The following is a 12,636-nucleotide window of genomic DNA, read 5'->3' on the forward strand; positions in this document are numbered from 1 at the left end:
GGTTAGAATGGTAACATAGTGTGGTAAACTAGTGATGAATAGTCTGAACGGAGGTTTTCGTCATGGACCATAAATTTGAATTGCATTCTCAATATTCCCCTCAGGGAGATCAACCGAAAGCCATCAAGGAACTCGTTGATGGGATCAACCGAGGCGACACGCACCAAACGTTACTTGGTGCTACCGGTACAGGTAAGACGTTTACGATGTCGAATGTCATTGAGCAGGTGAATAAGCCGACGCTTATTATTGCACACAATAAAACGTTAGCTGGGCAGTTGTATAGTGAGTTCAAGGAATACTTCCCTAATAACGCGGTCGAGTATTTTGTCAGTTACTATGATTACTACCAGCCAGAAGCCTACGTCCCATCATCGGATACGTTCATTGAAAAAGATGCCAGTATCAACGATGAGATAGATAAGTTACGTCACTCCGCCACATCTGCTTTGTTTGAGCGTAACGATGTCATCATCATTTCCAGCGTATCCTGCATTTATGGTTTAGGTTCTCCGGAAGAGTACGGAAGCCAAGTGTTATCGATCCGTATGGGGATGGAAAAAGATCGTGATGAGCTGTTGCGTAACCTAGTCGATATCCAATATGCGCGCAATGATATCGACTTCCAACGCGGTACGTTCCGTGTACGGGGAGATTCAGTTGAAATCATTCCGGCTTCACGAGAAGAACATGCGATGCGCGTCGAGTTTTTCGGCGATGAAATTGATCGGATCCGTGAAATCGATGTCCTCACTGGAGAGGTTGTCGGAGACCGTGAACACGTTGCGATTTTCCCGGCTTCCCACTTCGTCACACGTGAAGAAAAATTGAAAAAAGCGATCAAAAACATAGAGAAAGAAAAAGATGAACGTGTCAAAGAGTTGAAGGAACAGAATAAATTGTTGGAAGCACAACGTTTGGAACAGCGCACCAATTATGACCTAGAAATGATGAATGAAATGGGTTTTTGTTCTGGTATCGAGAACTACTCCCGTCATTTGACGTTTCGGGAAGAAGGAGCGACGCCTTATACGCTTCTTGACTATTTTCCAGATGACTTCATGATGATGATCGATGAATCGCATGCCACCATTCCGCAAATCCGTGGCATGTACAACGGAGACCGTGCTAGAAAACAAGTACTAGTCGATCATGGTTTCCGCCTACCGTCGGCAATGGACAACCGTCCTTTGCAGTTTCCGGAATTCGAGAAGCACATCAATCAGATTACGTACGTATCTGCAACACCGGGTCCTTACGAAATGGAACACACACCGAAGATGATCGAACAGATCATTCGTCCAACCGGCTTGCTTGATCCTGAGATTGATATTCGTCCGATCCATGGTCAAATTGATGATCTAGTAGGCGAAATCAATAAACGTAAAGAGAAAAATGAGCGCGTGCTTGTGACGACATTGACGAAGAAGATGTCAGAGGATTTAACGGACTACTTGAAGGATTTAGGTGTCAAAGTAGCCTACTTGCACTCTGAGATTAAAACGCTAGAGCGAATTGAAATCATTCGGGACTTGCGGACTGGTAAGTATGATGTCATCGTCGGGATCAACTTATTGCGTGAAGGCTTGGATATCCCGGAGGTATCGCTCGTGACGATTTTGGATGCAGATAAAGAAGGATTCTTACGTTCGGATCGTTCATTGATTCAAACCATCGGACGTGCTGCGCGTAATGAGAACGGTCAGGTCATCATGTATGCGGACAAAGTCACGAAATCGATGCAGTATGCGATCGATGAGACGTACCGGAGAAGAACGAAGCAGATTGAATATAACGAAAAACACGGCATTACACCGAAGACCATCAAGAAAGAAGTGCGTGACGTCATTAAAGCGACAGCGGTCGCTGAAGGGGAAGAGTCGTATGAGTCCGGTGGCAAGCGTCCTTCTGAAATGACGAAGAAAGAACGCGAGGAAACGATCGATCATTTAGAAACCGAAATGAAGCAAGCCGCACGCGATCTCGATTTCGAGAAAGCAGCCGAACTGCGTGACGTCTTACTGGAACTAAAAGCGGAGGGATGATGGTATTATGGCCAGTAAATATATTAGCATCAAGGGCGCACGTGCCCATAACCTAAAAAATGTAGATATCGATATACCGAAAAATAAACTGGTCGTCATGACGGGTCTTTCAGGTTCAGGGAAGTCGTCACTCGCCTTTGATACAATCTATGCAGAGGGCCAACGTCGATATGTCGAGTCGTTAAGTGCTTATGCTCGCCAGTTTCTAGGACAAATGGATAAGCCGGATGTGGATGCCATTGAAGGTTTGTCTCCAGCGATTTCGATCGACCAAAAAACGACCAGTCGAAACCCGAGGTCGACGGTAGGGACGGTCACGGAAATTTACGACTACTTGCGATTGTTGTTTGCTAGAATCGGACGTCCGACATGTCCGAATCATGGTGTTGAGATCAGCTCACAGACTGTTCAGCAAATGGTTGATCGTGTGATGGAGTATCCGGAGCGAACGAAACTTCAAATTTTAGCTCCGGTTGTTTCAGGACGAAAAGGGGAGCATGTAAAGGTATTCCAACAGCTTCAAAAAGAGGGATACATCCGTTTGCGTGTCGATGGTGATATGCGTGAAATTTCCGAGGAAATAAAACTCGACAAAAATAAGAAGCATTCGATAGAAGTTGTTGTCGACCGTATCGTTGTCAAAGACGGCGTCGAAGGACGACTTTCAGATTCAATCGAGACGGCCTTGAACCTTGGCGGAGGACATACGATTGTCGATGTCATCGACGAAGAAGAGTTGATGTTCAGTGAACACCACGCGTGTCCTATTTGTGGTTTCTCTGTCAGTGAACTTGAGCCACGCATGTTTTCTTTCAACAGTCCTTATGGTGCCTGTAACCGATGTGATGGTTTGGGTACGCAGTTAGAAGTGGACATTGATCTCGTAATCCCGGATTGGTCCAGAACTTTAAGAGATCATGCTATTGCCCCGTGGGAACCGACGAGCTCCCAATACTACCCGCAATTGTTGAAAAGTGTAGCGGATCATTATGGCATTGATCTGGATACACCTGTGAAGGATTTGCCAGAAGAGCATATGGAACGTGTCCTTTATGGAAGCGGAGACGAAAAGGTCCACTTCCGTTATGAAAATGATTTCGGTAAAGTTCGAGAAAACGAGATTTACTTCGAAGGGGTCATTCCGAATATCTCCAGACGATACAGGGAGACAAGCTCTGATTATATTCGTGAGCAAATGGAGAAGTATATGGCGCAGAAGCCATGCCCGAAATGTAAGGGGAACCGTTTGAATGAAGAAGCGCTGGCTGTGTTGATCAACGGCAAGCACATCGGATTGACGACGGATTATTCCGTAACAGAAGCGAAAGAGTTCTTTGAAAGTGTCGAGCTGACCGAAAAAGAAGAAGCTATCGCTCGTATGATTTTGAAGGAAATCAGCGAACGCCTGACATTCCTTGCGAACGTGGGACTGGATTACCTAACCTTATCACGCTCGGCAGGAACGCTGTCGGGGGGAGAAGCACAGCGCATTCGTTTGGCGACTCAAATCGGCTCTGCTTTGACAGGTGTATTATATGTACTAGATGAACCGTCCATCGGCTTACACCAGCGCGACAATGATCGTTTGATTAAAACGTTGCAACGCATGAGAGACTTGGATAACACGCTGATCGTCGTCGAGCACGATGAAGACACGATGCTTGCGGCTGATTATTTGATTGATATCGGCCCAGGAGCAGGAGCTCACGGTGGAGAAATTGTCACACAAGGGACACCGAAACAAGTGATGAGAAGTGGCAAATCGTTGACCGGCCAATATTTATCAGGTAAGAAGTTCATCCCACTCCCTGCTGAACGACGGAAAGCGGACGGACGTTATTTGAAAATCAAAAAAGCGGAAGAGAACAATTTGAAGAGTGTGAATGCTGACATTCCACTCGGCTTATTTACGGCGGTAACAGGTGTCTCGGGTTCAGGGAAGAGTACCTTGATCAACGAGATTTTGTATAAGTCGTTATCTATGAAGCTGCACAATGGCAAGCAAAAGCCAGGGAAGCATAAAACCATTGAAGGAATCGATCAACTGGATAAAGTGATTGATATTGATCAATCACCTATCGGACGTACACCTCGTTCGAACCCGGCCACTTATACGGGTGTATTCGACGACATTCGTGATGTGTTTGCCCAAACCAATGAAGCGAAAATTCGTGGCTACAAGAAAGGTCGTTTCAGCTTTAACGTGAAAGGCGGTCGTTGTGAGGCATGCCGCGGTGACGGAATCATCAAGATCGAGATGCATTTCCTTCCTGATGTTTACGTTCCTTGTGAAGTTTGTGATGGGAAGCGATATAACCGCGAAACATTAGAGGTTAAATATAAAGGCAAAAGCATCGCGAATGTCTTAGAGATGACGATTGAAGAGGCGCTCGATTTCTTCGGGAACATTCCGAAAATCAAGCGTAAGCTTCAAACCGTCGCGGACGTCGGACTTGAATACATTAAGCTAGGACAACCGGCCACGACCCTATCAGGTGGTGAAGCGCAACGTGTGAAGTTAGCGAGTGAGCTTCATCGTCGTTCCAACGGGAAATCCTTCTATATCTTAGATGAACCGACCACCGGCTTGCATGTCGACGATATTTCTCGTTTATTGGAAGTTCTCCAACGTCTTGTTGAGAACGGGGATTCCGTATTGATCATCGAACACAATCTAGACGTGATCAAAGAGGCGGATCATATTATAGACCTTGGTCCTGAAGGTGGAGAAAAAGGCGGTCAAATCATCGCAAGTGGTACACCAGAGCAAGTAGCGGAGATGTCGGATTCGTACACAGGTCACTATTTGAAGCCTGTTTTAGAACGTGACCGAAAGCGGATGGATGAGAAGATCAAGACGAAAGAAAAGGTTTCGAATAAGTAGATCCTTTGACGTTTGCAACGGGATTACGTATTCTGTCATTGAATCCAACCGAGATCAGACGCTAAAAGGGGGACGAAGAAATGGAAAAGATAAACCAACAAGCTGTACAAGATAAAATCAATGAATTAGCGAATAAAGACGTCTATATTCATCTAGAAACGACGAATGGTGCTTATGCCAGTCACTTTGATGAAGAAGCCTATAACGTGGGGGCGTTCATTCGAAACGCCCATGTCCGTTATCAACACGGTAAAATCATCAGCACAGGCGGATCATACCGTGTAGGGTTGAAACTCGACATCGGTTGGGTCTATGCCGAAGGAGTTTCCGACTTCGAAATTGATGACAAAGACCGTCTGCTCATGGCCGGGCATGACCGTGAAGGACGTCTGATGGTCGCTCTTGAAATCAGTGAAACACCGTTTTCTTACGAGGCTGATATCGATGAGTAAAAATCACGTCGTTGTCATTTTCCCCCACCCTGATGATGAATCATTCGGGGCATCGGGGACCATCACGAAGTTCAGAAAAGAGGGAACCCCTGTTACCTATCTCTGTGGAACGCTTGGAGAGATGGGGCGCAATATGGGAAATCCCGTGTTCGCAAATCGTGAAACTTTATCCACTTTTCGCAAAGACGAATTGAACGAAGCAGCGAAACAGCTGGATATCGATGTCGAATATTTAGGTTACCGCGACAAGACCTTAGAATTCGAACCGCGTGAGCAAATAGCGAAACACCTGAAAGACAGAATCAGCGCTCTTGAAGCCAGTGTAATCATTACGCATTATCCTGGTTACGCGGTTCACCCTGATCACGATGCTCTCGGTGCTGCGGTCGTGGAAGCTGTCCGGTTGATGGATGAGCAAGATCGTCCGGAAATATGGATGCATGCCATTTCCAATGATTCTGAAAAAGATCTAGGGCAACCGGACGTTGTCTATGACGTTACGCCTTTTTGGGATGAAAAGCTGGCGGCGATTCAAGCACATTTATCACAGGCAGATGGAATGATGAGTCTCATCAAAAGCCAAGATCAGCAGTCTGAACAATTGGAACGACTCAAAACAGAACGATTCTACAAGTACTCGTTCACTTCATAACCTAAAGACATCTTGGGAAACGGCACGGGCCTTTTTCAAGATGTCTTTTTTTACTTACAAATACTTCTCTTGCTTGGTCGAATAGATAGAGAGAATCAAATCAAAGGAAATGACTTGGTTGGCCGTTTCTAATGGAAGCATGAAGGGAATATTGTATATAGGAAGATAAGGAGGTTTGCCATAGATGAGTGAAGAACGGATGAAAATATTGAAGATGATTGAAGAAGGCATTATCTCAGCAGAAGAGGGTGCAGAATTGCTGAAGGCAAGCTCTGAATTCGAAGAGCACCGCAATAGTGAAAGAAGGAAATACGGCATTCTCGATTTTCTTGATGATGCTTATGAGAAAATTAAAAATGTGGATTTGGACTTTTCCTTTGGGGAATATGTAGAGTTCGATCATACTATTTCTCTCGACCAGGCTCCGATTACCGATCTTGATTTATTGATCACAAACGGATCATTAGATATTAAGACATGGGAAGAGGACTATGTGAAAGCGGACTTTGGTGTGAAAGTCTACCAAGTAAACACAAAAGAACAAGCGAGGCAGCGTTTCCTTGAGGATGGAGAGTTTACATTGAGTGGTGGATTGCTTCGCTTAGCAAGTCCATCGAAGCAAGTGAAGACCGATGTTTCTTTAACCGTACCGTCACAAAGCTATGAATTTGTGAAAGCATATTTAGCTAATGGTCATATGGAATTGGCTTCACTAAGGAGTAACCATTTTCATTTGAAAACGGCAAACGGTAAGGTTGCTTTGAATAAAATCAAAGGGGATTCCTGCCAAGTGGAGACAGGTCATGGAGCTATTTCCGTCGTTGAATCTGACTTGGAAACATGCAAAGCCGAAACGGTGCATGGAGAAATTACATTAGAAGGAAACTATGGGAAGAGTGAAGCTTCCGCAATCAGCGGACTAGTGACGGTGGACCACTCAGGCTCGCGAGCGTATAGCGGTTTTTATAAAACGACGACAGGTCATGTTCAAGTGACCCTTCCACAAGAGAAGCGTGTGAACGGTGTGCTTCGTTCTCATCTAGGATCGATCGAGTGTCCTTTAGAAAACAAAACGATTTTGAAGCAACAGAAGGAGTTCATGAATAAGATAGAAGAGTTTGAAGCTTTCCCTGAACATGAGGATTCGTTCCATATCGAAGCGGAAGCGAAGACGGGGTCTGTTACGATCAAAGCAAACCGTAAGTAGTAGAAAAAGGTAGGTGAACGTCATGAAAAGTTGGTTGTTACACATCGTGGTGAACGCGATTGCGATTATTGCTGTCGGTGCATTGTTTGAAGGCATTATGATTTCGGGAGTCGGTGGTGCGCTTCTAGCGGCTTTCATCTTATCGATATTGAATGCAATTGTACGTCCGATTCTCGTTGTATTAACATTGCCGATCACTATTTTGTCCCTAGGATTATTCCTGTTCGTCATTAATGCCATCACCCTCGGCCTTACGGATTTACTGCTGGGCAGTACATTTGAAATGAGCAGCTTTGGGATGGCTATTGTGGCTGCGATTATCATTTCCATCATTAACCTCGTTTTAAACAGTTTAATCAAAGACCTTAAGTAACATTTATCGTATAAGCTCCGGCTTATACGATTTTTTTTGGATTTTTTTAGGGGGAGGTGGGGTGGATTCGGACATTTAGTTGAGCTAATCGGACTTGAGGTGTACGAATTCGGACATCCATCCTGCTAATTCAGACAAGTAACGTGATATATCGGACAAACGCTGTTCATTCGGACATTTGGGCAGGCGATTCGGACAAAGACCCTGTTTTTTCGGACACCCGCCCCACCCTAGACCACATTCTGAGAAGGACCGGATCGTATCAATTCTGCAGTCTTCGCATCTTTGAAATTTTGTCAAAGGTTGTTATTTGAAAATGTGCTACAATAGGGGCTAGTGAATGAACGAAGATCAAGGAGGTCAAAAAGATGAGCAAGGTGCGTACGGAAGATCTATTAGAGCAATTCCAACTCGAATTGGTGGCGGGCGAGGGCGGCGTCCACCGTGAAATACATACGAGTGATATATCAAGACCTGGAGTAGAAATGACAGGTTATTTCAAGTTCTATCCGAAAGAGCGTTTGCAACTTCTCGGCAAAACGGAAATGTCTTACTTTAATGAATTGACGAAAGAACAGCGTCAAGAGCGAGCACAAAGACTATGTACGGATGTGACACCAGGGATTGTCATTACCCGGGGGATGGATATTCCGGAAGAGCTCCGGGATGCTGCACAAGAGGCCGGCGTTCCGCTGATGCTATCCCCTTTCAAAACGACAAGGGTCATTAGTCGACTTACCAATTTTCTTGAAACGAAATTTGCTCCTTTTACAGCGATTCATGGTGTACTTGTCGATATTTACGGTATTGGGGTGCTCATTACCGGACAAAGTGGCGTCGGTAAAAGTGAGACCGCACTTGAGTTGGTCAAGCGAGGCCACCGTTTAGTTGCGGATGACAGTGTCGAAATTCGTCAAGAAGACTATGATACTTTAATTGGAAACAGTCCTCCATTAATTGAACACCTTCTCGAAATTCGTGGTCTTGGCATCATCAATGTGATGACTTTATTCGGTGCGGGTGCCGTTCGTAGTTATAAACGGATCACTCTAGTGATCAACCTAGAATTATGGGAAAAGAACAAGCAATATGACCGTCTTGGATTAGAAGAAGAGACGATGAAAATCATGGATGTCGAAGTTCCTCAGGCTACGATTCCGGTAAGACCTGGACGTAACTTAGCGGTCATTATTGAAGTTGCGGCTATGAACTTCCGATTGAAGCGGATGGGCGTCAACGCAGCGGAGGAATTTTCTGAGCGTTTAACAAAAGTGATCGATCAAGATCAGCAGAATTCATAAGGGGGGACTGACGTATGTCCTGTGAAGTTGAAGCCTTAGACCGGGTTTTTCTACAGCTAGGTCCGATTTCGATTTATTGGTACGGACTGATTATTGCGACAGGTGCATTTCTTGGCTTGTTGATTGCTACTAGAGAAACCGAGCGTCTTGGACTTAAAAAAGATTATATGATTGATATTGTCGTTTATGCGATTCCGGCGGCGATTCTATTTGCCCGTTTGTATTATGTGCTATTTGAGTGGGACCGCTACATTGGCGAAGGGCCATGGTGGGATATTTTTGCCGTTTGGCAAGGTGGTATCGCCATACATGGGGCTTTGATCGGTTCTGTGTTGACTGCGGTGATTTATACACGTGTCCGTAAGATCTCCTTCTGGCAGATTGCAGATATTGCAGCACCAAGTATTATTCTAGGACAGGCCATTGGACGTTGGGGAAACTTTATGAACCAAGAAGCTCACGGTGGACCTGTATCGGAAGCCTTTTATAACAACTTCATGCAATATCTGCCTGGTTTCATCAATCAGCAGATGTGTATCGGTGGAACGCTTTATCACCCGACCTTCTTATATGAGTCCGTGTGGAACATTGCAGGTTTTGTGTTTTTACTGATCCTGCGTCACAAGTTCAATCCGCGTCGTGGTGATGTATTCTTAAGCTATGTCATCTGGTATTCTGTCGGCCGTTTCTTCATCGAAGGCATGCGTACAGACAGCTTGTACTTATTTGGTGAGATTCGTACGGCTCAGTTCATTTCGATTGTACTTGTCGTCTTATCGGTTGCCCTTATGTACTACCTTCGCAAGTCAGGGATTTCGAATCGATATTATAACGGAAAAAAAGTGAAGTAATGTGAAACGGACCACCTGTTGGAGAAAGAACAACTGATAGTTATGGAAGCAATCGGTCCTTTGCAAGCCGTTTTCCCCCTAAGGACCAAAGGGTGGGACAACGGCATGTGAAGGCGGATAAAGGGGAATATTTTCATGAAAGGGATTATACTAAGAGGAGGGAAAAAAGGATTGGAGTTGACGTGGACATTAGGAAAAGTGATCTTTCCTGTCACGTTAATTGTCACCATCCTTCAATTCACTCCTATCTTACCGTGGATTATGGACCGTTTGGAGCCGCTGATGAGCTGGATCGGATTATCCGGTGAAGCAGCGGTACCTCTCGTTCTCGGGAATTTTCTGAATTTATATGCCGGTATCGCCGCGATCATTTCTTTTGAGTTTACCGTAAAAGAAGTATTCATAATGGCCATCATGATGTCGTTTTCCCACAACTTATTGATTGAATCGACGGTCGCTAAGCGAGTCGGAGTGAGCTGGTGGTTTGTTGCAGGTGTTCGTCTAAGTCTCGCTTTTTTGTCTGCCTTTTTAATCAATGTATTTTGGAAAGGTGGAGGGGAAATAGCTAAATATGGACTGGCACCCGAGCGCTCAGCTGATCCACAAGGTTGGTTCGCTATCATTGGGCAAGGGTTAGAGACTGCCATTCTAGGGATTGTACAGCTTGCCCTTATCGTGATTCCACTAATGGTCGTGATGCAGTATTTGCGGGAAAAAGGATGGCTGGACCGCTTTTCTGGCTGGGTTGCACCTGCTACGAAATTCTTAGGCATGGAGCGGAATACGTCGATGACGCTCGTAGCGGGATTGACGATCGGACTTGCTTACGGGGCAGGGTTGATGATTCAAGCCGTCGAGGAAGACGGAGTGTCTCGAAAAGATATGTATTTAGCAATTCTGTTTCTCGTCTCATGCCACGCCGTTGTAGAAGATACGTTGATTTTTATCCCTCTTGGAATACCCGTTTGGCCGCTTCTGTTAATTCGATTAACGACAGCGATCGTCCTGACCGCCATTGTTGGTTTTGTCTGGAATAGATTACAACAAAGAAAGGAAACTTCAGATGAGCATTCGTACCATTCTCTTTGATTTAGATGGAACACTGATCGATACGAACGAGCTGATTATTGCTTCGTTCCAACATACGATTGAACAATATGGATCGCGTGAGTACAAACGAGAGGAAATTCTAGATTTTATCGGTCCACCATTAAAGGAAAGTCTGGCTAAAATTAACCCCGATCAAGTCGAGGCTATGGTGGATACGTACCGGAAGCATAACATCGAAAACCACAATCAATATGTGAAAGCCTATGACGGGGTTGTGGAGACGATTCAAAAACTGAAATCTGCTGGTTTCCGTTTAGGAATTGTGACGACGAAAATGCGTCATACGGTTACAATGGGGCTTGAACTGACCAATCTTGACGGGCTGTTTGAAACCGTTGTGACGTTAGATGATGTGACTCATGCCAAGCCACATCCAGAGCCCGTCCAACAAGCGCTGAAAACTCTTGATACGGCTCCTTCTGAAGCGATAATGGTTGGAGATAACACGCATGATATCGAGGCAGGTCAGAATGCCGGCACGAAAACGGCCGGAGTGGCTTGGACTGTGAAGGGGCGCGAGGTTCTCGATCGTTTACATCCAGATTATATGCTTGAACATATGAGTGAGCTTCTCGACATTACAGGAGGCTGATGGAATGAGGAAAACGGAGCGGTTTCCAGTCAAAGGCGCCAATTCACTCTGGCACATCTATAAAACAGTTCCCTTTCTCAAGGTCGTCAAAAATTTCATCATTATCCAGATTGCCCGGTACACACCGTCTTTGAAAGTGAAGAATTGGTTGTATCGAACGTTCTTGCGAATGAATGTGGGAAATGAAACCGCGTTTGCCTTAATGGTGATGGTCGATATTATGTTCCCTGAACGTATCAGTATCGGACGGAACTCTGTGATCGGCTATAATACGACCATTCTTGCCCATGAATATTTAATAAAAGAATATCGTTTAGGCGATGTGAAGATCGGCGATGAGGTTTTAATCGGTGCCAACACGACGATTCTACCCGGCGTTACCATAGGCGATGGAGCAGTGGTTTCAGCTGGGACGCTCGTGCATAAGGATGTGCCTGAGGGTGTATTCGTCGGAGGAAATCCGATGAGAACGATTTATACGAAGCAAGAGATGGAGGAAAGAAATAAGGTTGATCAACATCTTCGAGAGGAGGGAGAGGCGTGATCATTCAGCAATCCGTCCTGCCTGCCGTTAAATCTATAAAAGAGTTTGAGTCATTGCTTGCTCGAAACACCGAGGTCATCATTTTGCTAGAAACTAGACTGGGCTTGTTGAGGAAATTAGTGAAGGTTGGTCAGCGGGAAGGCAAAAAGATCTTTATTCATATTGATTTAGTTCAAGGGCTGAAAGCGGACGAATACGGGATGGAATACATTGCCCAGGAAGTGAAGCCAGACGGTATCATTTCCACTAGAGCCCATGTAATCAAGCAAGCAAAAAAATATCAAATCTTATCTGTCCAACGGCTTTTCTTGATAGACAGTCAAGCGATTGAGCACAACGTGAAAATCATACAGAAGACAGAACCCGATTTTGTTGAAGTTTTACCAGGCGTATTGCCGGGAATGATAACTGAGATAAAGGATCGAGTGAGCGCGCCTGTCATTGCGGGTGGTTTAGTCCGTACCGATGACGATGTACAAAGAGCGCTCAAGTCTGGGGCTTCTGCTATATCGACTTCACGTTCAGATTTATGGCCATTCTAAGCCGTCGCTACATAAAAATCGAATGTGAGAATACAGAAGCCGCACAGGAATTCTTTAAGAGACCTGTGTGGTTTTTTTGTCCC

Annotated in this window: 12 protein-coding genes; all 12 read left to right on the forward strand. The window is 45.1% G+C overall.

The genetic code is table 11. From position 1 onward, the window contains the following. Window positions 1-62: 62 nt before the first annotated feature. The 12 genes from uvrB to H0266_RS11985 all read left to right on the forward strand — a co-directional run bounded on the left by uvrB (window position 63) and on the right by H0266_RS11985 (window position 12,553). Entirely contained in the window at window positions 63-2,045 is a 1,983-nt protein-coding gene (uvrB, locus tag H0266_RS11930; RefSeq protein WP_181472599.1) for an excinuclease ABC subunit UvrB, read from the forward strand. Window positions 2,046-2,052: 7 nt separating this feature from the next. Further along, entirely contained in the window at window positions 2,053-4,929 is a 2,877-nt protein-coding gene (gene uvrA / locus H0266_RS11935; protein WP_181472600.1) for an excinuclease ABC subunit UvrA, read from the forward strand. Window positions 4,930-5,009: 80 nt separating this feature from the next. After that, on the forward strand, window positions 5,010-5,381 hold the full coding sequence (locus tag H0266_RS11940; protein WP_181472601.1) for a YojF family protein: 372 nt from the start codon (window positions 5,010-5,012) through the stop codon (window positions 5,379-5,381). Next, window positions 5,374-6,033 (forward strand): bacillithiol biosynthesis deacetylase BshB2, encoded by a 660-nt coding sequence (gene bshB2 / locus H0266_RS11945; RefSeq protein ID WP_181472602.1) that lies wholly within the window; start codon window positions 5,374-5,376, stop codon window positions 6,031-6,033. The genes H0266_RS11940 and bshB2 overlap by 8 nt, the downstream gene beginning before the upstream one ends. Before the next feature lie 184 nt (window positions 6,034-6,217). Continuing rightward, a complete protein-coding gene (locus H0266_RS11950) occupies window positions 6,218-7,240 on the forward strand; it encodes a DUF4097 family beta strand repeat-containing protein (RefSeq protein WP_181472603.1) in 1,023 nt (340 codons plus the stop codon). A 22-nt stretch (window positions 7,241-7,262) separates the two neighbouring features. After that, a complete protein-coding gene (locus H0266_RS11955; RefSeq protein ID WP_181472604.1) occupies window positions 7,263-7,613 on the forward strand; it encodes a phage holin family protein in 351 nt (116 codons plus the stop codon). Between the two features lie 368 nt (window positions 7,614-7,981). Continuing rightward, window positions 7,982-8,914, forward strand: a complete 933-nt coding sequence (hprK, locus tag H0266_RS11960; protein WP_181472605.1) for an HPr(Ser) kinase/phosphatase — start codon at window positions 7,982-7,984, stop codon at window positions 8,912-8,914. A gap of 14 nt (window positions 8,915-8,928) precedes the next feature. Continuing rightward, the gene (lgt, locus tag H0266_RS11965) at window positions 8,929-9,765 is read left to right on the forward strand and encodes a prolipoprotein diacylglyceryl transferase (protein WP_181472606.1); all 837 of its coding nucleotides are present in this window, start codon (window positions 8,929-8,931) and stop codon (window positions 9,763-9,765) included. A gap of 135 nt (window positions 9,766-9,900) precedes the next feature. Continuing rightward, window positions 9,901-10,854 carry a nucleoside recognition domain-containing protein gene (locus tag H0266_RS11970; protein WP_181472607.1) on the forward strand — a complete coding sequence of 318 codons (954 nt, stop codon included), beginning with the start codon at window positions 9,901-9,903 and terminating at the stop codon, window positions 10,852-10,854. Continuing rightward, window positions 10,829-11,467 (forward strand): pyrophosphatase PpaX, encoded by a 639-nt coding sequence (gene ppaX / locus H0266_RS11975; RefSeq protein ID WP_181472608.1) that lies wholly within the window; start codon window positions 10,829-10,831, stop codon window positions 11,465-11,467. The genes H0266_RS11970 and ppaX overlap by 26 nt, the downstream gene beginning before the upstream one ends. A gap of 4 nt (window positions 11,468-11,471) precedes the next feature. Next, window positions 11,472-12,011 (forward strand): acyltransferase, encoded by a 540-nt coding sequence (locus tag H0266_RS11980; protein WP_181472609.1) that lies wholly within the window; start codon window positions 11,472-11,474, stop codon window positions 12,009-12,011. After that, window positions 12,008-12,553: a glycerol-3-phosphate responsive antiterminator gene (locus H0266_RS11985; RefSeq protein ID WP_181472610.1), complete on the forward strand. Its 546-nt coding sequence runs from the start codon at window positions 12,008-12,010 to the stop codon at window positions 12,551-12,553. The genes H0266_RS11980 and H0266_RS11985 overlap by 4 nt, the downstream gene beginning before the upstream one ends. Window positions 12,554-12,636: the final 83 nt, after the last annotated feature.

The sequence above is a fragment of the Halobacillus locisalis genome (assembly GCF_013694105.1).
Taxonomy (GTDB): domain Bacteria; phylum Bacillota; class Bacilli; order Bacillales; family Halobacillaceae; genus Halobacillus; species Halobacillus locisalis.